Below are 22,585 nucleotides of genomic sequence, written 5' to 3'. Positions count from 1 at the left end.
GGGATCTTTTTCCCGAGTGGCTCCGCCACGAGGGAAAAGCTGTCCTCGCGAGAATCCCGCTGAGAACCCGCGGGTGGTCGAGCTGCGTGCGTGGTCTCCGCTCAGCGGCTTCGCCGCTGACAGGAAACGGACACGACCCGTCGGGGGTCGCGGCGGTGGGTTCACCGGGTGGCGTTGCGGACTGCTGTGATCGCTGCGCCGAGGAAGCCCAGGTTGAACACCAGGTGCACGCTCACCAGCACTCGCGCCGCCTGGGAGGAGGCGTGCACGTCGCCGAAACCGACCGTGCTGGTGATCGACAGCGCGAAGTACAGCGCATCCACCTTGGTGGCCAGCGCGGCGATCGACCCCGGCCAGTGCGCGTTCAGCCCGCAGTACACCGCGGCGAAGAACAGCACGGCCAGGTACAGCGAGGTCAGCACCCCGGTCAGCGCCACGCCCCCGGAGCGGAACCGGCGGACCTGGCGCACGATCACCGCGGCCACCGCGACCAGGCCCGCCGCGAACGCGCCGACGAACGCCCAGGTGCCGCGCACGTCGAACACGCCCAGCGGCAGCGCGAAGTACACCGCGGTGCTCGCGGCGACGGCCAGCACGGTCCCCGCCGTCCGGCGCAGCAGGCCCCGCTCCGAGGAGAACACCCGCTCAGCGTGCGTGTCCCCGACGGCCTCCGCCGGACGATCGGACGGCGATGGCGGGCCGGCTCCCGCCGGTCAGGCCGCCGCGGGAGCGCGGGAGACGCGGCGCAGCCGGACGTTGCCGACCGCCCGGCACACCAGGTAGATCGCGAACGACAGGATCGTCACGAACGCGCTCACCGGAGCGCCCGGCGCCAGCGACAGCACGATGCCGCCCAGCACCGCGACCTCGGCGAACACCACGGCCAGCACCGTGGACAGCAGCGGGCTCGCGGTCACCCGCGCCGCCGCGGCGCCCGGCGTCACCATCAGCGCCAGCACCAGCAGCGCCCCGACCGTGTAGACGCCGAGCGCGGTCGCCACGCCCACCAGCACCGCGAACAGCGGGGTGAGCAGCCGGGCGGGCACGCCCCGCGCCGCGGCCACGTCCGGGTCGACGCTGGCGAACAGCAGCGGCCGGTACACCACGGCCAGCACCACCAGCACCACCGCGGCACTGCCGCCGAGCAGCGCCACGTCGGCCGAGTCCACGCCGACGATCTGCCCGATGAGCAGGCTGAACTTGTTCGAGGTGCGCTCCGGGTTCATCCACAGCAGCAGCACCCCGAGGCCGAGGCCGAACGACAGGATCGCGCCGATCACCGAGTCCCGTTCCCCGCCGCGCTGCCCGAGGAACCCGAGCAGCAGCGCCGCGACCACCGCGCCGCCGAGCGCCCCGGCTCCGACGCTCGCCCCGAACAGCAGGGCGGCGGCCGCGCCGGTGAACGCGAGCTCCGCGGTGCCGTGCACGGCGAAGGACATCTTCCGCGCCACCACCAGCGGCGCCAGCGCCCCCGACACCAGGCCGAGCGCGGCCGCGGCCAGCAGCGCCTGCTGCACGAACGGGTAGCCGAGCAGGTTCCCGGTCAGCTCGAAGTCGAAGAACCGGCTCAGCGCGTCCAGCAGGGTGTTCATGAGGTGGTCTCCGCGTCGACGTGGTGGTGATCGACTTCGTCGGTGCCGGTGACGACGAGCCTGCCGCCGACCCGGGCGACCTCGACGTCCGACCGGTAGAGCTCGGAGAGCGTCGCCGAGGTCATCACCTCGTCCGGCGTGCCGATCCGGAACCGGCCGTCGACCAGGTACAGGATCCGGTCCACCAGCGGCAGCACCGGGTTGATCTCGTGCGTCACGAACAGCACCGCCGAGCCGGTCTCCCGCGCCTGCCGGGCGATCAGCCTGCTCACGTTGCGCTGGTGCGCGATGTCCAGCGACAGCAGCGGTTCGTCGCACAGCAGCACGTCCGGGTCGCCGACCAGGGCCTGCGCGACCCGCAGCCGCTGCTGCTCACCACCGGAGAGCAGCCCCAGCGGCATCCGCGCGTACTCGGTGGCCTCCACCGCGCGCAGCGCCCGCTCGACCCGCTGCCTGCGGTCCTTGCGGCCGCGGAAGCCCACGCCCCAGTGGTGGCCGTCCAGGCCGAGGCCGACGAGGTCGCTGCCGCGGACCGTGAGCGTCGGATCCACCGAGCGCTGCTGCGGGACGTAGCCGATGCGGGGGCTCCCGCGCCGCGCCGCCTCACCCGCGATCCGCACCTCGCCGCCGCTGAGCGGCTGCAGCCCCAGCAGCACCCGCAGCAGGCTCGTCTTCCCCGACCCGTTCGGGCCGAGCACCGCGAGGAACTCGCCGGGGTGCACGTCCAGGTCCAGCCCGTCCCACAGGACGCGCGGGCCGTAGGAGAGGCGGGCGCCGCGCAACCGGACCGCCGGGTCGCGCCCGGAGGCGTCCGGCTCGGTGCGGTCCGGTGCTGCGGTGTCGGTGCTGGGTTCCACGTGGCTCTCGGATCAGTGGTGGGGTCGGTTCGGGCGCCGGGTCAGGCCTGGCCGCTCAGCGCGGTCTGCAGCGCCGAGATCTGACCGTCCATCCACCGCACGTAGTCCTGGTCCTGCGGCAGCGTCTCGGTCATCTCGACGACCGGGGTCCGATTCTGCTCCGCGCCCTTGCGGACGGATTCGGTGACCGGCGATTCGGTCTGCGGGTTGTAGATGACGGCGGCGGCCTGCTTGGAGTTCACCGCGTTCTGGATCTCCGCGACGGAGGCGGCGGACGGGTCGTTGCCGTCCTCGACGGAGTTCACGAAGGACTGCGGGGTGATGTCGGTGAGCCCGGCCGCCTCGACGAGGTAGTGCGCGACGGGTTCGGTGACGATGACCTTCTTGCCGTGCTCGGTGGCGGAGATCTGCTGCACCCGGCCTTCGAGGCCGCCGATCTGCTCGCCGAAGCGGGCGGCGCCGTCGCGGAAGGCCTGCGCCTTCTCCGGCTGGAGCTCGCCGAGCTCGTCGGCGACGCGGTCGGCGGTCTCACGCACCACGTGCAGGTCGTACCAGACGTGCTCGTTCACCGAGTGGTCGTGGTGGTGGCCTTCGTGGCCGTGTGCTTCCCCGGCGTGCTCGGCGCCGTGCTCCTCGGCCGGTTCGGACCCGTGCTCCTCGGCCGCGTGGTCGCCGTGCTCGTGCTCGCCCTCGAAGGCCTGCACGGTCGGCTTCTCGCCGCCGGCGCCGAGGATCTTCTCGGCGAACTCGTCGTAGCCGCCGCCGTTGAGCAGCACCAGGTCGGCCTCGCTGAGCTTCGCCGCGTCCTGCGGGCTGCTCTCGTAGGAGTGCGGGTCGGCCGCGGGGTCGTCGATGATCGATTCGACGTCGACGTCCTGGCCGCCGACGGCCCTGGCGACGGAGGCCCAGACGTTGGTGGTGGCGACGACCTTGAGCTTGCCGTCGTCGGCGCTCTGGCCGGAGCCGCCGCCGCAGGCGCCCGCGGTCAGCGCGACTACGGCGAGCCCGGTCAGCGCGGCACCGCCGCGGCGGGCACGTCGGGTGAAGACGGTCATGAACGCACTCCTCGGGGAACGCACCGTGGTGGTGGGCGGCCTGGGGCCGAGTTCGGCGACGACCGCAAACGGAAACCGTTGTCATGTGCAGCGTACGCCGGGGGGACCGGGGAAGTGCTCGAACGGGTGGGCCGACCGTGGTGAACATGACAACGTTTCGCATTATCGCGCTGCGGGGCTCGCCCCGTTCCACCGCGCCGGGGCCCGTTCGTCCAACGGGATCGGACAGGCGGTCCGTTCACTCGGGTCGTGCGGTGCGGGTGAACGGCTCGTTCGTCCAACGAGATTGGACAGGCGGTCCGTTCACTCCGGTGGCGCGGGAGTGAACGGCCCGTTCGTCCAACGGGATCGGACAGGCGGTCCGTTCACTCCGGTGGCGCGGGGTGAACGGCTCGTTCGTCCAACGAGAACCGCGGGGGTGCGGGGGGATCAGCTGGTCAGGCGGGTCCCGTCGTCCGGGCGGAACAGGTGCACCTCGCCGGAGTCGCGCAGCGCCACCTTCACCTGCTGGCCCAGCGCGGGCGGGGTGCGGCCGTCGGTGCGGACCACGAACCGCTGCGGCTCCCCGGCGATCTGGATGCTGCCGTGCACCAGGGCGTCCGCGCCGCGCTCCTCGACGAGCTCGACGGTCATCGTCATGGCCTTCTCGTCCTCGCCGGAGACCAGGCTCAGCGCCTCCGGGCGCACGCCGAAGGTCACCTCCTGCAACCCGTCGGCCGCGGACAGCGCGGCGCGGGGCAGCGGGATGGTCTGCCCGTCGAGCTCGGCGCCCGCCGCGGACAGCGGCACCGTCTTGAGGTTCATCGCGGGCGAGCCGATGAACCCGGCGACGAACGCGTTGCGCGGGTTCTCGTACAGCTCGCGCGGGCTGGCGACCTGCTGGAGCAGCCCGTCCTTGAGCACCGCGACCCGGTGGCCCATGGTCATGGCCTCGACCTGGTCGTGCGTGACGTAGATCGTGGTGGTGGCCAGCCGCTTCTGGAGCGCGGCGATGTTGGCGCGGGTCTCCACGCGCAGCTTCGCGTCCAGGTTGGACAGCGGCTCGTCCATCAGGAAGACGCTGGGCTCGCGGACGATGGCGCGGCCCATCGCGACGCGCTGGCGCTGGCCGCCGGAGAGCGCCTTGGGCTTGCGGTCCAAGTACTTCTCCAGGTCGAGCATCTTCGCGGCCTCGGTGACCTTGGCCCGGATCTCGTCCTTGGGCGTCTTGCGCAGCTTCAGCGCAAAGCCCATGTTGTCGGCGACCGTCATGTGCGGGTACAGCGCGTAGGACTGGAAGACCATCGCGATGTCGCGCGCCTTCGGCGGGGTGTTGGTGACGTCCTGGCCGCCGATGGTGATGGCGCCTTCGTCCACCTCCTCCAGGCCGGCGAGCATCCGCAGCGCGGTCGACTTGCCCGAGCCGGAGGGTCCGACCAGGACCAGGAACTCTCCGTCGTCGATCTGCAGATCGAGTGCGTTGACGGCTCGCACCGGTGGGTTACCCGGGTAGAGGCGGGATGCCTGGACGTATGCAACCTCGGACATCTGGGACGCACCTTTCACTGACTCGGGTTAAGCACAACGTAGCGCTTAACCGAGTTAAGGTCATCCCTTTCCTCGAACCGGTTCGGAAAGTAATCATGCGACTACTCGTGGTGATCGTTGCCGATCGGCAATGGGATCTGCATCTCGGCGGCTTCACCGCCGGGTACTGAACCGTTACGGTTCCTCCATGGCTCGGTCAACGAATGCCCGACGGCCTGCGACGCTGGCTTCGCTGGCGGCGGAGCTCGGGGTCTCCAGGACCACGGTGTCGAACGCGTACAACCGCCCGGACCAGCTCTCGCCGGAGCTGCGGAAGCGGGTGCTCGACACCGCGCGCAGGCTCGGCTACCCGGGCCCCGACCCGGTCGCGCGCTCGCTCCGCACCCGGAAGGCCGGGGCGGTCGGGCTGCTGCTCACCGAGAACCTCTCCTACGCGTTCCGCGACCCCGCCGCGATCCAGTTCCTCGAAGGGCTCGCGCTGGCCTGCGAGGACGCCGGGCACGGACTGCTGCTCATCCCGGCCAGCCCCGAGCGCGAGGACGTCGCCTCGGTGCACCGCGCCGGCGTCGACGGGTTCGTCGTGTACTCGGTGCCCGACGACGACCCGCACCTGGCCGCCGTGCTCGAACGCCCGGTGCCGGTGGTGATCTGCGACCAGCCGCGCATCGACCAGCTGGACTGGGTCGGCCCGGACGACGAGGGCGCGGTGCGGGTCCTCGCCGAGCACCTGATCGGCCTCGGGCACCGCCGCATCGGGGTGTCCTGCATGCGCCTGGCGCGCGGCCGCAACGACGGCGTGGCCTCCGTGCACCGGCAGGCGAACGCCAGCTTCCACGTCCAGCGCTCCCGGCTGACCGCGCTCGCCGCCGCGTTCAGCGAAGCCGGGGTCGACTGGGCGCAGGTGCCGGTGGTGGAGCGCTTCGACCACAGCACGGAATCCGGCGCCTCCGCCGCGGCCCAGCTGCTGGAGATCGACCCGGAGATCACCGCGATCATCTGCACCTCCGACATACTGGCCCTCGGCGCGCTGGAGGAGGCGCGGCGCCGCGGCGTGCGGGTGCCCGACGACCTCACCATCACCGGTTTCGACGGCATCGACGACGCCGAGCGGGTCGGCCTGACCACGGTCCGCCAGCCGGTGCTGGAGAAGGGCCGCGCCGCGGGCCGCCTGCTGCTGGACACCAGCGAACCCGGCAGGCCGCGGGACGTGCTGCTGGAGACCCAGCTGATGACCGGCACCACCGCCGCCCCGCCCCGCTCCGCGGAGGAGCGCTGGTTCGGCCCGTGATCGCCGAGGGCCCGCCGACCGATGGGCCCGGGGTGCGTCAGTAGTTGCGCCACTCGTCCTGCACGTAGTGCAGGATCGTCGGGTGCAGCAGCGTCGACGGGGTCAACCCGGTGATGCGCGCGCGGTCCGGCGGGAACGCGGCGGCCGCGGCCAGCGTCCGCTCGTCCAGCGAGCGCAGCGGCGGGACGTCCGCGGGCAGCCGCAGCTCGGGCGCCGGACCGGCGGTGGCCAGGTGGAAGCCCCACTCGCCGAAGCTCGGCACCGAGACCTGGTACGGCGTGGTGCCCAGCCCGGCCTCCCGCATCGTCGCCTCGATCGCCCAGAACGCCTTCGGCGCGAAGTACGGTGAGCCCGCCTGCACGGCCACCCGCGCGTGCTCGGCCATCGAACTCCGCACCAGCCCGTAGAACTCCGCGGAGTACAGCTTCGCCGTCGCCGTCGAATCCGGGTCCGGCATGTCCACGACCACCGCGTCGAACCGCTGCCGGTCGTCCCGCAGCCAGGCGAAGGCGTCCGCGGAGACCAGGTGCACCCGCGGGTCCTCGAACGCACCGCCGTTCAGCTCGGACACCCGCGGGTCGGTGCGGGCCAGCCGCGGGACCGCCGGATCCAGCTCCACCAGGGTCACGTCCCGCACGTCCGGGTAGCGCAGCACCTCGCGCAGCGCCAGCCCGTCGCCGCCGCCGAGGACCAGCACGTGCGAACGGGGCCCGGCCAGCACCGGGTGCACCAGCGCCTCGTGGTACCGGTACTCGTCGACCGAGCTGAACTGGAGGTCCCCGTTCAAGTACAGCCGGGTGTCCGGGTCGCCGTCCAGCGGGAACGACTCGGTCAGCACGATCTCCTGGTACGGGGTGCGCATCGACTGCACCACCGGGTCCCGGTACAGCGCCTGCCGCGCCGTCACCTCGAACTCGTCGGACAGCAGCCACGCCGTCCCGAGCACGCCCGCCACCAGCACCGAACCCGACACGAGCAGCAGCACCGCCCGCTTCGACAGCTCGCGGCGGAACACCGCCAGCACCAGGCCCAGCCCGGCCGCCGCGTTGAGCATCCCCACCAGCAGCGCGCCCTGCAGCTGCCCGAACACCGGCAGCAGCACGAACGGGAACGCCAGGCCGCCGAGCAGCCCGCCCACGTAGTCGGCGGCGAACAGGTCGGCCACCGCCGAACCCGCATCCTGCTTCCGGATCCGCTGCAGCAGCACCATCAGCAGCGGGATCTCCGCACCGATCAGCAGCCCCAGCACCAGGGCCGTCACCACCAGCGCCGGCGTGTACAGGCTCAGCCAGGCGAACGCGGCGTACAGCAGCAGCACGCTGAGCCCGCCGATCAGCGCGAGCAGCACCTCCACCGCGGCGAACGCCGCCGCGGCCCAGCGCTGCAGCGGTTTCGCCGCGAGCGCGCCCACGCCCATCGCGAACACCATCAGCGACAGCACGATCGACGCCTGCCCGACGGTGTCGCCGATCAGGTAGCTGCCGAGCGCGACGAGCGCCAGCTCGTACACCAGGCCGCACGCGGCGCACAGGAACACCGCCACCAGCACCGCGGTGCGGGCGGCGCGGCCGCGCGGCGCGGGTTCCGCCTGCGCGCGGGTGGGGGAGTCCAGGTCGGTCTCGGTGGTCATCGGGATCGGCTCGCTCGCCCGGGCGTCACCAGATGGCGGCGGCCATCAGCACCGCGATCACCACGTGCGCGGCCGCCGACACCCACGTGCCGGGGTGCATGGTGTCCGCGGCCAGCTCGTCGCCCAGCCTGCCGGGGGTGAGGGCGTCGATGAGCAGGAAGGACAGGCTCATCAGCACCAGCCCGAGCAGCCCGTACACGACGGTGCCCACCAGCCCGAGCAGCAGGTCGTCGGCGCTGGCCGCGATGGCGGTGGTGAGGATGATGCCGACGCCGACCAGCCCGGACACCAGCAGCAGCGCCGCGTTCGGGTTGCGCCGCACCCAGATCAGGTCGCGCAGCCTGCCGGGCGTGGCGAGGTCCACCAGCAGGTAGCCCAGCGCCATCATCAGCGTGCCGATCACGCCGTAGGCGACCGCCGCGAGCAGGCCGGAGAGCAGTTCCTGGAGCAAGGTCGTTCCATCCTTCTCGTTCGTCGGGAGCCGTTCGTCGGAGGTCGCGCACGCCGCGCCGGAGGCCGCCCGCGGCCCGCGGAGCGCCTACTTGCCGGAGCCCGGCCCGCCACCGCGGAACGTCTCACCGCGGTGGCCGCCCCAGCCCCACACCCCGCCGAGGTGCGAGTGGTAGTGCCGGTAGGCGCGGTCGGCGTCCATCAGGTGGATCACCGATCCGGTGCCGCGCGGCTGGATGACCACCGCGTCGTCGGAGTAGCGCAGGTAGACCCCGCTGGCGTCGGTGTGCTGCGACTGCGGCCTGCGCCGGGAGGTGATCTCCCGCGCCACCACCGGCACCGGTTTCGTGCTGGTGTAGGCCTCGTCGTCGCGCGAGCCGCCGATGTCCAGCGCGGGGGCGCGCTGGTAGTGCGCGGGCACGTAGCCGCGCGGCCCGGAGCCGCCGCTGAACACCGCGAGGACCGCGACGATCAGCGCCACGACGACGCCGACGCACGCCAGCGCGATCCAGATCCCTCGTCCCACGGCCGAGCGCCTCAGTCCGCGGTCGGGTAGATGCGCACGTCGTACCGGCCGAGCCGTTCGCCGGTGCTGGCCTCCCAGCCGGAGTCGCCGTAGGACTCGAAGCCCAGCAGCGCGCCGTCCTCGGCCGCGTAGTCCTGGTAGCGGACGGTGCCCTGCGCGTCGAGGCCGGTGGTGGCCTCGCTGCGGAACGTCGCCGAGCCGGATTCCTCGCGCGCGTACCGGCGGCCGCCGAACTCGACGTGCTTCCCGCCGGGTTCACCGGCCTCGTCGACCGGCGTCCACAGCGTCAGCTCCAGGTCGGGGTCCTCTTCGACGCCGAGCCACACCTGGGTGCCCTTCGCGTCGTCGAGCAGGTGCTCGGCCCAGCCCCAGCCGCCTTCGGTGAGCCGCAGCGAGCCGCGCACCGTGTAGCTCAGCCCCCGGACCTCCACGATGTCGCCGGCCTTGAGCCGCCGCGGATCGCCGCGCAGCGAGTCCTCGTCGCCGGTGTGGAACGGGTCGGTCGGTCCGGTCGCCGCCTGCGGCGCGGGCCGGGTGCGGCGGTACAGCAGCACCATGCTCGACACCGCGACGGCGACGCCGATGAGCACGATCGCGATCGTCAGTCCGGTCACGTGGGTCCCCCAGATGTCCGCGCGTCACCGCGCGAGTGCGGCCTCTTGCGGCGGAGCGTAACGGCCGAGTTCGACCCGAACGGCGGTTTCGCCGAGAATCGTGATCGAACTCCACAGCGCGCGGCCCCGCGGAACGCGGAACGGGCCGCCCACCCGGTGGGGTGAACGGCCCGTTCGGCGCGGTCGTGCGGCCGGCGCGGTGTCAGCGGGACAGCAGCTGCGCGCAGCGGATCAGACCCAGGTGGGAGTACGCCTGCGGGTGGTTGCCCAGCGAGCGCTCCGCGATCGGGTCGTACTCCTCGGCGAGCAGCCCGGTCGGCCCGGCGGTGTCCACGATCTGCTGGAACAGCTCCTCGGCCTCGGTGCGGCGGCCGATCAGCAGGTACGCCTCGATCAGCCAGGCCGCGCACAGGTGGAAGCCGCCCTCGTCGCCCGGCAGCCCGTCGTCCCGGCGGTAGCGGTACACAGTGGAACCGCTGCGCAGCTCGGACTCGATCGCGTTCACCGTCGCGCGGAACCGCTCGTCCGACGGGTCGATCAGCCCGGACAGGCCCACGTGCAGCGAGGCCGCGTCCAGGTCGGAGCCCTCGTAAGCGGTGGTGAACGCCTGCACGTCCGGCTGCCAGCCGTTCTTGATGACGTCCTGCGAGATCTGGTCGCGCAGCGGGCCCCAGGTGGGTTCCACCTCGCGGCCGTACCGCTCGGCGATCTTCAGCGCGCGGTCCAGCGTCACCCAGCACATGACCTTCGAGTACACGTGGTGGCGCGGCTGGTCGCGCTCCTCCCAGATGCCGTGGTCCGGTTCGAACCAGCGGTGCGAGACGGCCTCGGCCATCGCCTTCACCAGCTGCCAGTCGCGGTCCCGGACCTCACCGGTCACCTCGGCGAGGTGCCAGACGAGCTCCACGACCGGGCCGAACACGTCCAGCTGGACCTGCTGGTCGGCGAGGTTGCCGACGCGCACCGGCCGCGAACCGGCGTAGCCGGGCAGGCTGTCGATCACGGCTTCCGGCCCGAGGCTGGTGCCCTGCAGGCTGTAGAGCGGGTGCAGCCGCTCCGGCCCGGGCAGCGTCTCCAGCACGCGGTGCAGCCAGTCGAGGAAGCCCTCCGCCTCGGCGGTGGAGCCCAGCGTGACCAGGGCCTGCGCGGTCATCGAGCCGTCCCGCAGCCAGCAGTAGCGGTAGTCCCAGTTGCGGACGCCGCCGATCTCCTCCGGCAGCGAGGTCGTCGCCGCCGCCATGATCCCGCCGGTGTCGGTGTTGCACAGGCCGCGCAGCGTCAGCGCGGACCGGCCCACCAGGTCGGTCTCCACGGCGGGCAGCGTCAGCGTCTCCAGCCACTCCGACCAGTACACGTCGGCGGCGGCGCGGCGCTGCCGCTCGGTGCGCTCGGACGGCGCCAGGTCCTCGGTGCCGCAGCGCAGCTCCAGCACGATCGGGGTCTCTTCGGAGGCGGCCACCACGGCCCGCGCCGACTCGTGCATCCCGTCGGAGGTGATCTCCCACTGGACGCCGGGGGAGTGCAGCACCATCGGCTCCGAGGTGCCCATCACCCGCAGCCCGCCGGCTTCGGGGACGAGCCGCACCGGGACCTGGCCGAACTCGGGGCGGGGCGCGAACTCGATGCTCGCCGTCGTCTCGCCGGTGATCACCCGGATGAGGTCGGTGCGGTGCGCGTCGACCCCGTGCTCCAGGTAATCGGTGACCAGCAGCCGCGACCAGCGGGTCTCGACCGTCATGGTGCCCGGCACGTAGCGCTGGCCCAGCGGCAGCGGGCTGCGCGGCGCGCCGTTGCCGCCGTGCGGGCGGACGGAGAAGTGGCCGGCGCCGGGGCCGCCGAGCAGGTCGGCGAACACGGCCGCCGAGTCGGGGCCCGGGTGGCACATCCAGGTCAGTCGCGCGTCCGGGGTGAGCAGGGCGACGGTGCGCTCGTTGGACAGCATGGTCAGCCGCTCGATCGGCGGGGCCTGCTCGCCGTAGAGCCAGGTGCGCCGCTCCTCCATCAGGAACGCGAGCGCGGTCGCGACCTGGGTGGTGTCGGCGACGCGGAACTCGGCGAGCGTGTCGCCCTCGCCGACCTTGAGCCCGAGGTCGGGTCCGTGCAGCCGGGCGAACGCCTTCTCGTCGGTGACGTCGTCGCCGAGGAAGATCGCGGCGGTGGCGGCGACCTGGTGGCGCAGCGCGTCGAGGGCGTTGCCCTTGTCGGTCTGCACCACGGCCAGCTCGATCACGGCCTTGCCCTCGGTGACCTGGACGCCGTCCCAGGTGGCCGGGCCGGAGCGGACCTGGTCGAGCACGCGCTCGGCGACGTCGTCCTCGGCGCGGCGCACGTGCACCGCGACGCTGGCCGGCTTCGCCTCCAGGGTGACGCCCTGCTGGCCGGCGACGATCTCCTGCAGGCCGCGCTGCAGCCGGGTGCGCAGTTCGGTGGCCTGCGGTTCGAGCTCGTGCACGAAGCCCACGTCGAACTCGGAGCCGTGGCTGCCGACGAGGTGGACCTCGGAGGGGAGGCGGGACAGGGTGGCCAGGTCGCGCAGCGCCCGGCCGGAGATCACCGCGGTGGTCGTGGCCGGCAGGGACGCCAGCGAACGCAGGGCGTGCACCGATTCGGGGAGCGGCTTGGCCGCGTTCGGGTCGGCCACGATCGGGGCGAGAGTGCCGTCGTAGTCGCAGGCGACCAGCAGTCGAGGGGTGCGCGCGAGCTGGACGATCGTGCGGCGCAGCTCGGCGGGGAGAGCTTCGGCGGTCAACGCCATACTCCTCTGGGCGGTCGGATGGGTCTGCATGATCGATTCGGTGCCGGACGTGCCGGTCGGGTCCGCTGCCGGTTCCCGCCGCACGTCCGCCGGTGGTCGATCAGTTACCTCGCGCGGCGGCTCCGGACGTCGAGCGGGTCTTTCAGGGGGTCCCGAGCGCTTCGAGGAACGAACGGGCCCAGCGGTCGACGTCGTGCGTGAGCACCTGCCTACGCAATGCTCGCATCCTACGGCGGCCGTCGGCCTGCTCGATGTCGAGGGCGGACAGCAACGCCTCCTTCACACCGTCCAAGTTGTGCGGGTTGACGAGGAAAGCGCTGGTGAGTTCCGCGGCCGCTCCGGCGAACTCGCTGAGCACGAGCGTGCCGCCCAGGTCGTGCCTGCAGGCGACGTACTCCTTGCACACCAGGTTCATGCCGTCGCGGACCGGCGTGACCACCATGACGTCGGCCGCGCAGTAGAACGCCACCAGGTCCTTCTTGTCCACCGACGTGTGCAAATAGTGCACTGCCGGGTGACCCACGCGGCCGAACTCGCCGTTGATCCGGCCGACTTCGCGCTCGATGCCCTCGCGCATCTGCTTGTAGTGCTCGACGCGCTCCCGGCTGGGCGTGGCGATCTGGATCATCGCCACGTCCTCGGCGCGGATCTGGCCGTCGGCGAGCAGCTCGTGCATCGCGTGCAGCCGCACGTCGATGCCCTTGGTGTAGTCCAGCCGGTCGACGCCGAGCATGATGCGGCGCGGATTGCCCAGCTCGGCGCGGATCTCCTTGGCGCGCTGCTGGATCTCCTTGCTGCGCGCCATCTGGTCCAGCTCCGAGGAGGCGATCGAGATGGGGAACGCACCGACCCGCACCGCGCGGTCCCCGACCTGCACCACGCCCGGCCGGGACCGCACGCCGACCTGGCCGCGGCTCGGCTCGAACCCGGCGAGCCGCCGCGCCAGCCACAGGAAGTTCTGCGCGCCGCCCGGGCGGTGGAAGCCGACGAGGTCCGCGCCGAGCAGCCCGCGCACGATCTCGGTGCGCCACGGCAGCTGCATGAACAGCTCCACCGGCGGGAACGGGATGTGCAGGAAGAAGCCGATGCGCAGGTCCGGCCGCAGCTCCCGCAGCATCGCGGGCACCAGCTGCAGCTGGTAGTCCTGCACCCACACGGTCGCGCCCTCCGCGCTGACCTCGGCCGCGGCCTCGGCGAACCGGCGGTTCACCCGCCGGAACGCGTCCCACCAGGAGCGGTCGAACACCGGCGGGACCACCACGTCGTGGTACAGCGGCCACAGCGTCGCGTTCGAGAAGCCCTCGTAGTAGTCCTGGAACTCGTCGGAGGACAGCCGCACCGGGTGCAGGTGCATGTCCTCGTCGGTGAACGGTTCGACGTCGACGTCGGCGACCCCCGGCCAGCCGACCCAGGCGCCGCGGCGGGCGCGCAGGAACGGCTCCAGCGCGGTCACCAGGCCGCCGGGGCTGTGCTTCCAGCGCTCGGTGCCGTCCGGGAGCTTCTCCAGATCGACGGGAAGCCTGTTGGCGACGACGACGAAATCCGCACGGGCGGGCGTGCTGGCCCTACTCACCGGTGTTGCCTCCTCGGGAGACCGCTGCTGTCTCGGACGGGATGGGCTGCGCCGGCGGCATCGTGCTCTCCAGCGGCTGGGCCGCTGTCGCGGACCGTCCCGGATCACTCACTACCCGCAGGCGAGGCTAGCCAATCAGTCCACCGCCCGCGTCGTTCGTGTGGGCCAACGCCCCCGAGGTCTTGCTCACTCCGGCGGCGCCGGGTGGGCCGCAGCGGCCCGGACAGGCGCGGGCCCGAGAGCCTGCGCTCCAGCCTGCCGAGCCGGGTGCGCACCGGCTGCGCCAGGTACTCGCCCAGCACCACCCCGGCGCCCAGCGCCAGCCCGGTCGCGGCCGCCAGCATCAGCGTCGACATGCCCGCCGGGTCCCGGACCACCGCGATCTCGTACAGGCCGCGGTAGGTCGCCAGCCCGGGCAGCAACGGCGCCACGCCGGACACCGCGATCACCAGCGCCGGGATCCGCAGCCGCCGGGTCACCACGCCGCCCGCGACGCCGACGACGGTCGTGGCGACGGCGCCCGCGAGCACCGCGTTCAACCCCACCACGTTCGTCAGCGTGCCCGACACGCCCGCGGCGACCGCCCCGCCGAGCCCGGCGATGACCAGCGGCCGGGGCGGGGCGTAGCTGGCCAGCGCGAAGCAGGCCGAGGTGGAGGCACCCGCGAGCGCCTGCACCGGGAGGTCCAGCGCCGTCGTCGACTCGATCCGCGCGGTGCCCACCTTCTGCAGCAGTTCCGCGGTGTCCCCGCCGAGCTGGTCGAAGACCTGCACCCCGACGTAGAGCGAGAGCACCACACCGGCGATCAGCCCGGCCGACATCAGCGCGAGCTCCGCGATCCGGCCTGCGGCGGTCACGTTGTACCCGGTGATCGCGTCCTGCATCGAGCCGACCACCGTCATCCCGGACAGCAGCACGATGATGCTCGCCGCGACCGCCAGCGCGGGCGTCGGGAGGATCCGCAGCATCGAACAGGCCAGCGCGATGCTCGTCGCGATCACCCCGCCGACCGCCTGCTGGAAGAAGAACGGCAGCGCCCGCTTGTTCAGGAACCGCCCGATCCGGTCCACCAGCGCCGTCGCCACCGCCGCCACCACGGCCAGCAGCGGGTCGCCGCCGCCGAGCAGCACCGACAGCGAGGCCGCCATGCCCGCCCACGCGAGGGTCGCCACCCAGCGCGGGAAGGGGTGCGGCGCCGAGGTGATCTTGTCCAGTTCCGAGTAGGCGTCCGACGCGGACAGCTCACCGGCGGTGATCTTGCGGACCAGGTCCTCCACGTCGGCGAGCCGCGTGTAGTCGATGGACCGGTTGCGCACCACGCGCAGCGAGGTGATGGGCACCTCCTCGGTGCCCCGGTAGCAGGAGACGGTGATCGACGTGTAGATCACGTCGACCTCGCAGTGCGGCAGGCCGTAGGCGCTGACCACACCGATGATCGTCGCGGTGACGTCGGAAGCGCCCGCACCGCTGGCCATCTGGACCTCGCCGATGCGCAGCCCCAGGTCCATCACCAGGTGGACCGTTGATTCCTCGGGCAGTGCCGGCCCGTAAACGGCGTTGCGTGTCCCCACCGGCTCGGCCGGGTCGCGCCGCCGCAGCACACCACGGGCGCGCTGCGTGATTCCCACCGCAGACCTACCTTCCTGCTCGTCACCTCTGGGTGACCGCGTTGATCGTCCCCTCGGCCATCGGCCCGCACGCCGCGGCCGTTGCACCTCCGGTTCGTGTCCTCCATCACGAGCCTGACACCCGACCCGCGCGCCCGCGGGCGAGGGGCCGCCGGTCCGGCCGCTTCTCCGCCGACGACCACGGCCGATTACGATGTGCGCGCACGGCGCGGCCGCCCCCGCCGCTGTAGCTCAGTTGGTAGAGCACCCGCCTTGTAAGCGGACGGTCAGGGGTTCGAGTCCCCTCAGCGGCTCCGTGCGGCGCGGTCGAGGAGCGGCGTCCGGCGCGGGGGCATCGCGGGTGCGCCGTCCCCGGCGACTCCGGACGGGGCGCCCGCGGCATCGGGTTCGGCGGGGCCGACCGGTGCGACCGGGCACGACCCGATGGATTCGCCCTTTGATGATCGGTGATCGCGGCCCGGATCTGTACTACCCGACCGGGCGACGGATCGGTGCCGCTAGGGGAGCGGGATGACCAGCACCTGGTCCGGGTTCCGCCACGCGCCGCGGACCGCCGCGCCGGGTCGCCGCCGGAAGCCTCGGCAGCGGATCAGAGCGCGGGATCACCCGCATTCGACAGGCGCAGCGGTGGCTGCGCCGGGCCGCGGCGTGGCTGCGCGAGCGCGCCCCGGAGGGCCCCGGGGCGGGTGGGTGAGCGGGCGGCTCAGGCCTCGGGGCGGAGGGCGATGATGCCGAAGACGCCGCCGGCCGGGTCGTGGACGACGGCGAACCGGCCGGGTTCGATGTCGAGCGGACCGGTGAGGACGGTGCCGCCGAGCGCGGTCACCTGCTGCACGGCGACGTCGGCGTCGGGGACCGCGAAGTACGCGAGCCAGTGCGGCGGCACCTCGGCGGGCCAGTCGTCGCCGATCCGGACCATGCCGCCGATCTCACGGCCGCCGAGCCGCAGCAGCCGGTAGTCGGTACCCGCGACCTGCTGCGGGACGACCTCCCAGCCGAACAGCTCCCGGTAGAACTCGGCGGCGCGCTCCGGGTCGCGGGTGGCGAGCTCGTGCCAGCAGGGTGCACCGGGCTCGTTCACCCGCGCGGAGCCGATCCGGCGGCGGGGCTGCCACAGCGCGACGGCGGCGCCGGTGGGATCGGAGCCGACGGCGAACCGGCCCGCGTCGAACACGTCCACCGGCGCGACGTGCACCTGGCCGCCCGCCCGCTGGAAGGCCGCTGCGGTGGCGTCCACGTCGTCGGTGGACAGGTGGGTGGTCCAGAACGTCGGGCCGCGGGCCGGTTCGTACTGCGGGCCGATGCCGGCGACGGCCCCGCCCGCGCGCAGGGCGATCCGGTAGCCGCCGCTCTCGGGCCCGGTGTCCTGCACCGTCCAGCCGAGCAGTTCGGCGTAGAACTCCGCGGTGGTGCCGGGGTCGGCGGTGTGGAGGTCGACCCAGCAGGGCGTGCCCGGCGCGTACGACGTGATCTCCATCAGCGGCCCCCGTTCCGCGGACTGCGGTCGCACGACCCTTGACGTCCTGGTGCGACCGAGGCCCATAGTGGGCACTCGAATGTTGGGCGAGTCGTTCGAACGGCGCATCTCGATCAGGTCCCAACCGGCGAATGTGGTGGCGAATAGTGACCAATTGGTTGACCCATTACACGTACGGGTGAGGTCATGGGGGGACTTGTCCGTCCCCACAGCGTTGCCGCTGCTACCCAGAGGAGATCAGTGTGTCCCTGGCACGAGTGCTGACCGGCGTCGCCGGCGTGACCCTGGCCGCCGCCGCCTCCGCCGTCCCCGCCCAGGCCGCCCCCGCGGCGGCCCCCAACGACATGCAGCCGATGATCATCGACGGCGAAGAGGCCACCGACGCTCCCTGGGCGGTTCGGCAGTTCAACGACGGTCAGGAGGCGTGTTCCGCCACCGCCATCGCGCCGGAGTGGGTGCTCACCGCCCAGCACTGCGTGGAAGGCGCCGGCGACGCCGTCAGCTTCCACGTGGGCAGCCTCAACCAGCACGAGGGCGAGGAGTTCAAGGCCAAGGCCGGCGGCGTGCACATCCACGACAGCGTCGACCTCGCGCTGGTCAACGTGGACCGCCCGATGGACGTCGAGTTCGCCCCGCTGGGCACCACCGGCGACGTGAACAACGGCGACACCGTCCAGGTCTACGGCTGGGGTGCCACCTGCACCGACCAGCCCGAGGCCCAGTGCCAGGCGGACAACCTGAAGGTGGCCGACGTCAAGGTCACCGACATCGCCTGCACCGACTACCGCGGCGGCACCGCGGTCTGCGCGGACCGCATCAACGGCATCACCGCCGGTGGCGACTCGGGCGGCCCGATGTTCTCCAACGGCAAGCAGGTCGGCGTGGCCTCCACCAGCGACCGCGCGACCTCGACCGCGTACAACAACATCACCGAGTACCGGGACTGGATCAAGGAGGTCGCCGGCGTCTGATCGCCGCGACACCAGCAAGACCCGGCAGCATCGCGGGCGGGGTCGCCACGGCGGCCCCGGACGCGTGCGTTTCCGGTGGCGCGCGGTGCGGGCGGTCTCACCCGCGGTCCCGGCCGCCCGGGATGAAGATCGCAATTCCGGTGAACTCCGCGAAAATTCTCCGCGGGCAATCGCACTGAGCCCGGACGTGCCGTCCCGGCGGACGTTTACGCAGGTCACGTCCGCTGTCCGCATTTTCGATCAGTATGCGTGATAGATCGTTATCACTGCGCTGACGCGAGGCGCAACAATCCTGTCGTGCTCATCACGTGGAAAATCGAGTATCGCCTGGTAGTGCGGTCAGGAAACGGCTGAGTACCTGACGCGTTACGGATGTTCTGTTAAGTTGGCAAAGCATGACCGGCGACAAACCCAGCCATAACGGCGACGGACCGAATGGCGGACGGAATGCGGGGAGCGGTTCTTCCGCTCCGGTCGAGATCGGCATTCCGGTCGTCGCGGACGGTCCCGCACTCCACCGGATCACGCGTGATTCGCGAGTGCTCGATGTGAACTCGTCCTACGCGTACCTGTTGTGGTGCCGGGACTTCGCGCACACCACCGCGGTGGCGCGCGACGGCGGCGAAGTGGTCGGCTTCGTCACCGGCTACCGGCGTCCGGACGCACCGGACGTGCTGATGGTGTGGCAGGTGGCGGTGGACGCGTCGCAGCGCGGTCGCGGAGTGGCGGGGCAGCTGCTCGGCCACCTGGTCGACCGGCTGGTGCCGGAAGGCGTGCGCTACCTGGAAACGACGATCACCGCGGACAACACCGCCTCGATCAAGCTCTTCTCCGCGCTGGCCAGGGACCGCGGTACCGAGCTGGCCCGCAGCGAGCTGTTCGGCGCCGACCTGTTCCCGGACGCGCACCTGGGCGAGGACCTCTACCGGATCGGCCCGTTCGCGGCCCCCGGTGCCGTGACGGGCGAAGCCGTCGCGGCACCGCGTCCGGCGGACTGACCGCGAGCGCGCCGCGCCGACCCGGTGGGAGCCGGGGACGCGGGGCGCGCGGGCGCGGACCGCGCCGCGCCGCAGGGACGAACGAGTTCCGACGGCAGGTCTCCGGGTGGGGACCATGACCGACTTGCAGCCGGTGGCCGCTCCGGCCGCCGCGAACGGAGGATCGTGAACGACATCTTCGCAAGCCTCGAATCCGAGGTCCGCAGTTACAGCCGCACCTGGCCGACGACGTTCGACAAGGCGGGCGGCAGCTGGCTCTACGGCGAGGACGGCACGCCCTACCTGGACTTCTTCGCCGGCGCCGGTGCGCTGAACTACGGGCACAACAACCCCCTGCTCAAGCGCAAGCTGATCGAGTACATCGAGCGGGACGGCGTCACGCACGGCCTGGACCAGGCCACCGCCGCCAAGCGCGAGTTCCTGGAGACCATCGACGAGAAGCTGCTGAAACCGCGCGGGCTGGACTACAAGGTCCAGTTCCCCGGGCCGACGGGCACGAACTCGGTGGAGTCCGCGCTGAAGCTGGTCCGGAAGATCACCGGCCGCGAGTCGATCATCAGCTTCACCAACGCGTTCCACGGCATGACGCTGGGTTCGCTGTCGGTCACCGGCAACTCGATGAAGCGCGGCGGCGCGGGCATCCCGCTGGTGCACTCCACGCCGATGCCCTACGACAACTACTTCGACGGGCAGTACCCGGACTTCCTGTACTTCGAGCGGTTGCTGGAGGACAGCGGTTCCGGCCTCAACGAGCCCGCCGCGGTGATCGTGGAGACGTTGCAGGGCGAGGGCGGCATCAACTCGTCCCGCCCGGAGTGGCTGCGCGGCCTGCGCGAGCTGTGCGACAAGCACGGCATGCTGCTCATCGTCGACGACGTGCAGATGGGCTGCGGGCGCACCGGTCCGTTCTTCAGCTTCGAAGAGGCCGGCATCACCCCGGACATCGTCTGCCTGTCCAAGTCCATCGGCGGCTACGGCCTGCCGCTGGCGCTGACGCTGATCAAGTCCGAGCACGACGTGTGGGAGCCCGGCGAGCACAACGGCACGTTCCGCGGCAACAACCCCGCGTTCGTGACGGCGTCCGAGGCGCTGAAGCTGTACTGGAGCGACGACGAGCTCCAGCGCGGCACCATCGCCAAGGGCGAGCGCGTCGGCCAGGTCATCGGCGAGATCGCCGACAAGTACGAGGGCGGCGTGGCGAAGGGCCGCGGCCTGGCGCGCGGCCTCGGCTTCGAGGACCCGGAGATCGCGGGCAAGATCTCGAAGGCGGCCTTCGACCGGAAGTTGATCCTGGAGACCTCCGGCCCGCAGAGCGAGGTGATCAAGATCATGCCGCCGCTGACCGTGTCGGATGAAGAGCTGGAGCAGGGTCTTCAGATCATCGTCGATTCCGTGCAAGCTGTGCTTGCCTGACAAAGACGTACGCGACGGCCGGCCCGCCCCAATCCCGGGCCGGCCGTCTCGTTCGGCACCACCGGTATCCCCGGCACCCCGAAGGAGGGCATTGTGTTCGTTCGCAGGCTCGACGAGGTCGAGAACACCGACGACGACATCCAGACCGAGAACTGGCGCAGCAAGCGCATCGTGCTGGCGCGGGAGAAGGTCGGTTTCTCGGTGCACGAGACGACCCTCTACGCCGGAACCGTGAACGACTTCTGGTACGCCAACCACATCGAAGCCGTCTTCGTGTACGAGGGCGAGGGCGAGCTGGAGAACAAGTCGACCGGTGAGGTCTTCCAGCTCAAGCCGGGCACGCTGTACATGCTCAACGAGCACGACAAGCACCAGGTCCGCCCGAAGACCGACATCCGCACGGTCTGCGTGTTCAACCCGCCGGTGACCGGTCGCGAGGTCCACGACGAGAACGGCGTGTACCCGCTGATCGTGGAGGACTGATCCGCCGACGGGTTCCCCGCCTCGAACCGCCCACGAGCCGCCTCCGCGGTCGTGGGCGGTTTTTCTTCGCCCGCATTCCGGATGCGTAATGACCGCGGGACTCGGGTAGCCGAGGAGCGTCTGGTTGCCTGCCGCGGTGCGCGACGCGTCCCCGGGAAGCCGGGGAATTGCCACCGAACGAGGAACCGAGAAATGGCGGCCGATTCCTGCGCGGAATCGGCCGCTCCGGCGGTAATTCGCGAAGGAGGCGCAACTGATGACCGTCGCGGACGTGACGACTCAGGACCGTTACCCGACTCGGCGAGGCACCGAGTCCGCGTTCATCGAACGCACCGACCCCGTGGTGTGGCCCGGGGTCCGCAGCGGCCCGGCCTCGGCCGAGGACCTCGCCGCGCACGACGCGAAGGGGTTCCACACGGTGCCCGACCTGCTGTCCCCTGCCGAGGTGCAGGAGTACTGGCAGGAGCTGGACCGGCTCACCAGGGACCCGGAGGTGCGCGCGGACGAGCGCACCGTCGTGGAGAAGGATTCCGGCCAGGTGCGTTCCCTGTTCGAGGTGCACCGCACCAGCGAACTGATCGCGGGATTGGTGCGGGATCCGCGGGTTCTCGACCGCGCGCGGCAGATCCTGGGATCCGACGTGTACGTGCACCAGAGCCGGATCAACTACATGCCCGGGTTCAAGGGAAGCGGTTTCTACTGGCATTCCGATTTCGAAACCTGGCACGCCGAGGACGGCCTTCCGGCGCCGCGCGCGGTGAGCATGTCGGTGGCGCTGACCGACAACTACCCGTTCAACGGCGGGCTGATGGTCATGCCCGGCGCGCAGCGCACCTACGTGTCCTGCGCGGGGCGCACGCCGGGGGACAACTACAAGTCCTCGCTGAAGGAGCAGAAGGTGGGGGTGCCGGGCGAGGACGACATCACCCGGCTCGGCTACGAGCACGGCATCGAGCAGTTCACCGGTCCGGCGGGCTCGGCGCTGTGGTTCGACTCGAACACGATGCACGGGTCCGGGAACAACATCACGCCGTTCCCGCGGTCGAACATCTTCATCGTGTTCAACAGCGTGCACAACGCACCGGTGGCGCCGTTCGCGGCCGAGCGGCCGCGGCCGGGGTTCGTCGCGGCGCGGGACACCGCGCCCGTCACCCGCTGACCGCGGTTCCCCGGACCGGTGCGCCCCGTGCGCACCGGTCCGGCGTGCGAGCCACCCGGGCGACCGGCACGCTCGTAGCAGGCGTCACACTTGAGTCCCCAGAAGGGTTGGAATCTTGATCCCAATGGGCAAAGGTGGAGCCGGTTGACGACGTCACCCGTGAACGGGGCGGTCCAGGAGAGCGGATGAGTACACTGCGTCACCCGATCGCAGCGGTGCCCGTGGAGATGCGGGACAGCGTCACCACGCCCAGCGCCGCGCGGGTCTACGACTGGTTCCTCGGCGGGGCGCACAACTGGGAGATCGACCGCGCCTTCGGGCAGCGGGTCGTGGACATCATCCCGGACATCAAGTCCTACACCCGCGAGAACCGCCGCTTCCTGAACCGGGTGGTGCGCCACGCGCTCGACGCCGGGTTCCGGCAGTTCCTCGACATCGGTTCCGGGCTGCCCACCGTGGGCAACGTGCACGAGGTCGCCGAGCTCCACTGGAGCTCGGCCCCCGGCGCCGACGAGGGCCGGGCCCGGGTCGTGGACGTGGGCAACGACCCCGGCGTGGAGTGCCGGGGCGGGGGCCTCCACCCCCGGGG

The 22,585-nt window shown here is 71.7% G+C and carries 20 protein-coding genes and 1 tRNA gene; 8 read left to right on the top strand and 13 right to left on the bottom strand.

Translation table 11 applies throughout. The annotated features are described in order from the left end of the window. Positions 1-161 precede the first annotated feature (161 nt). From LCD33_RS29485 to LCD33_RS22105, 5 genes are all read right to left on the bottom strand, one after another. The gene (locus tag LCD33_RS29485; protein ID WP_224961957.1) at positions 162-641 is read right to left on the bottom strand and encodes an ion channel; all 480 of its coding nucleotides are present in this window, start codon (positions 639-641) and stop codon (positions 162-164) included. A gap of 72 nt (positions 642-713) precedes the next feature. Beyond that, on the bottom strand, positions 714-1,592 hold the full coding sequence (locus LCD33_RS22120; protein WP_224961959.1) for a metal ABC transporter permease: 879 nt from the start codon (positions 1,590-1,592) through the stop codon (positions 714-716). Next, positions 1,589-2,449 carry a metal ABC transporter ATP-binding protein gene (locus LCD33_RS22115; protein ID WP_374108075.1) on the bottom strand — a complete coding sequence of 287 codons (861 nt, stop codon included), beginning with the start codon at positions 2,447-2,449 and terminating at the stop codon, positions 1,589-1,591. Before LCD33_RS22115 ends, LCD33_RS22120 begins: the two co-directional genes overlap by 4 nt. Before the next feature lie 41 nt (positions 2,450-2,490). Further along, positions 2,491-3,504, bottom strand: coding sequence for a metal ABC transporter solute-binding protein, Zn/Mn family (locus LCD33_RS22110; protein WP_224978233.1), 1,014 nt, complete (start codon positions 3,502-3,504; stop codon positions 2,491-2,493). A gap of 429 nt (positions 3,505-3,933) precedes the next feature. Then, on the bottom strand, positions 3,934-5,031 hold the full coding sequence (locus LCD33_RS22105) for an ABC transporter ATP-binding protein (RefSeq protein WP_224978232.1): 1,098 nt from the start codon (positions 5,029-5,031) through the stop codon (positions 3,934-3,936). Positions 5,032-5,218: 187 nt separating this feature from the next. Between LCD33_RS22105 and LCD33_RS22100 the strand changes: the two genes are divergently transcribed. Then, the gene (locus LCD33_RS22100; protein ID WP_224960801.1) at positions 5,219-6,319 is read left to right on the top strand and encodes a LacI family DNA-binding transcriptional regulator; all 1,101 of its coding nucleotides are present in this window, start codon (positions 5,219-5,221) and stop codon (positions 6,317-6,319) included. Between the two features lie 37 nt (positions 6,320-6,356). Here the strand turns inward: LCD33_RS22100 and LCD33_RS22095 are convergent, their stop codons facing one another. The 7 genes from LCD33_RS22095 to LCD33_RS22065 form a co-directional block, all read right to left on the bottom strand. Beyond that, positions 6,357-7,949 carry a polyamine aminopropyltransferase gene (locus LCD33_RS22095; protein ID WP_224978231.1) on the bottom strand — a complete coding sequence of 531 codons (1,593 nt, stop codon included), beginning with the start codon at positions 7,947-7,949 and terminating at the stop codon, positions 6,357-6,359. Positions 7,950-7,974: 25 nt separating this feature from the next. After that, on the bottom strand, positions 7,975-8,400 hold the full coding sequence (locus LCD33_RS22090; protein ID WP_224960807.1) for a DUF350 domain-containing protein: 426 nt from the start codon (positions 8,398-8,400) through the stop codon (positions 7,975-7,977). 87 nt (positions 8,401-8,487) lie between these two features. Next, on the bottom strand, positions 8,488-8,925 hold the full coding sequence (locus tag LCD33_RS22085; protein ID WP_224968087.1) for a DUF4247 domain-containing protein: 438 nt from the start codon (positions 8,923-8,925) through the stop codon (positions 8,488-8,490). Between the two features lie 11 nt (positions 8,926-8,936). Next, positions 8,937-9,539, bottom strand: coding sequence for a DUF4178 domain-containing protein (locus LCD33_RS22080; protein ID WP_224960810.1), 603 nt, complete (start codon positions 9,537-9,539; stop codon positions 8,937-8,939). A 202-nt stretch (positions 9,540-9,741) separates the two neighbouring features. After that, entirely contained in the window at positions 9,742-12,294 is a 2,553-nt protein-coding gene (otsB, locus tag LCD33_RS22075) for a trehalose-phosphatase (RefSeq protein ID WP_224960813.1), read from the bottom strand. 142 nt (positions 12,295-12,436) lie between these two features. After that, a complete protein-coding gene (locus LCD33_RS22070; protein WP_224960816.1) occupies positions 12,437-13,867 on the bottom strand; it encodes a trehalose-6-phosphate synthase in 1,431 nt (476 codons plus the stop codon). A gap of 104 nt (positions 13,868-13,971) precedes the next feature. After that, complete coding sequence (locus LCD33_RS22065; RefSeq protein ID WP_224960819.1) at positions 13,972-15,495, bottom strand: threonine/serine exporter ThrE family protein; 1,524 nt, start codon at positions 15,493-15,495, stop codon at positions 13,972-13,974. A 220-nt stretch (positions 15,496-15,715) separates the two neighbouring features. Here LCD33_RS22065 and LCD33_RS22060 point away from each other — a divergent pair. Next, a tRNA-Thr gene (locus LCD33_RS22060) sits at positions 15,716-15,788 on the top strand. Between the two features lie 410 nt (positions 15,789-16,198). On the opposite strand, the gene LCD33_RS22055 is transcribed toward LCD33_RS22060, so the two are convergent. Further along, positions 16,199-16,972 (bottom strand): VOC family protein, encoded by a 774-nt coding sequence (locus tag LCD33_RS22055; RefSeq protein ID WP_224968089.1) that lies wholly within the window; start codon positions 16,970-16,972, stop codon positions 16,199-16,201. A 242-nt stretch (positions 16,973-17,214) separates the two neighbouring features. On the opposite strand from LCD33_RS22055, the gene LCD33_RS22050 reads away from it, so the two are divergent. The 6 genes from LCD33_RS22050 to LCD33_RS22025 all read left to right on the top strand — a co-directional run. Next, positions 17,215-17,943: a trypsin-like serine protease gene (locus tag LCD33_RS22050; RefSeq protein ID WP_224968091.1), complete on the top strand. Its 729-nt coding sequence runs from the start codon at positions 17,215-17,217 to the stop codon at positions 17,941-17,943. Positions 17,944-18,338: 395 nt separating this feature from the next. Then, positions 18,339-18,941: a diaminobutyrate acetyltransferase gene (gene ectA, locus LCD33_RS22045; RefSeq protein WP_224960828.1), complete on the top strand. Its 603-nt coding sequence runs from the start codon at positions 18,339-18,341 to the stop codon at positions 18,939-18,941. A 165-nt stretch (positions 18,942-19,106) separates the two neighbouring features. After that, positions 19,107-20,354 carry a diaminobutyrate--2-oxoglutarate transaminase gene (gene ectB, locus LCD33_RS22040; RefSeq protein ID WP_224960831.1) on the top strand — a complete coding sequence of 416 codons (1,248 nt, stop codon included), beginning with the start codon at positions 19,107-19,109 and terminating at the stop codon, positions 20,352-20,354. A gap of 93 nt (positions 20,355-20,447) precedes the next feature. After that, a complete protein-coding gene (locus tag LCD33_RS22035) occupies positions 20,448-20,837 on the top strand; it encodes an ectoine synthase (protein WP_224960833.1) in 390 nt (129 codons plus the stop codon). A 256-nt stretch (positions 20,838-21,093) separates the two neighbouring features. Further along, positions 21,094-21,996, top strand: a complete 903-nt coding sequence (thpD, locus tag LCD33_RS22030; protein ID WP_224968094.1) for an ectoine hydroxylase — start codon at positions 21,094-21,096, stop codon at positions 21,994-21,996. A gap of 185 nt (positions 21,997-22,181) precedes the next feature. Next, on the top strand, positions 22,182-22,585 hold a 404-nt coding region (locus LCD33_RS22025), incomplete at its 3' end, for an SAM-dependent methyltransferase (protein WP_224978230.1).

This window comes from Saccharopolyspora sp. 7B, assembly GCF_020177435.1.
Classification (GTDB): Bacteria; Actinomycetota; Actinomycetes; order Mycobacteriales; family Pseudonocardiaceae; genus Saccharopolyspora_C; species Saccharopolyspora_C gregorii.
This window is presented reverse-complemented; position numbering and strand designations above follow the sequence as displayed.

What these genes read in the sequence shown, in the direction of transcription:
- LCD33_RS22095 (WP_224978231.1), bottom strand. Translation starts at nt 7,949, where the DNA reads ATGACCACCGAGACCGACCTGGACTCCCCCACCCGCGCGCAGGCGGAA.
- LCD33_RS22055 (WP_224968089.1), bottom strand. Translation starts at nt 16,972, where the DNA reads ATGGAGATCACGTCGTACGCGCCGGGCACGCCCTGCTGGGTCGACCTC.
- ectA (WP_224960828.1), top strand. Translation starts at nt 18,339, where the DNA reads ATGACCGGCGACAAACCCAGCCATAACGGCGACGGACCGAATGGCGGA.
- LCD33_RS22120 (WP_224961959.1), bottom strand. Translation starts at nt 1,592, where the DNA reads ATGAACACCCTGCTGGACGCGCTGAGCCGGTTCTTCGACTTCGAGCTG.
- LCD33_RS22105 (WP_224978232.1), bottom strand. Translation starts at nt 5,031, where the DNA reads ATGTCCGAGGTTGCATACGTCCAGGCATCCCGCCTCTACCCGGGTAAC.
- otsB (WP_224960813.1), bottom strand. Translation starts at nt 12,294, where the DNA reads ATGGCGTTGACCGCCGAAGCTCTCCCCGCCGAGCTGCGCCGCACGATC.
- LCD33_RS22110 (WP_224978233.1), bottom strand. Translation starts at nt 3,504, where the DNA reads ATGACCGTCTTCACCCGACGTGCCCGCCGCGGCGGTGCCGCGCTGACC.
- LCD33_RS22100 (WP_224960801.1), top strand. Translation starts at nt 5,219, where the DNA reads ATGGCTCGGTCAACGAATGCCCGACGGCCTGCGACGCTGGCTTCGCTG.
- thpD (WP_224968094.1), top strand. Translation starts at nt 21,094, where the DNA reads ATGACCGTCGCGGACGTGACGACTCAGGACCGTTACCCGACTCGGCGA.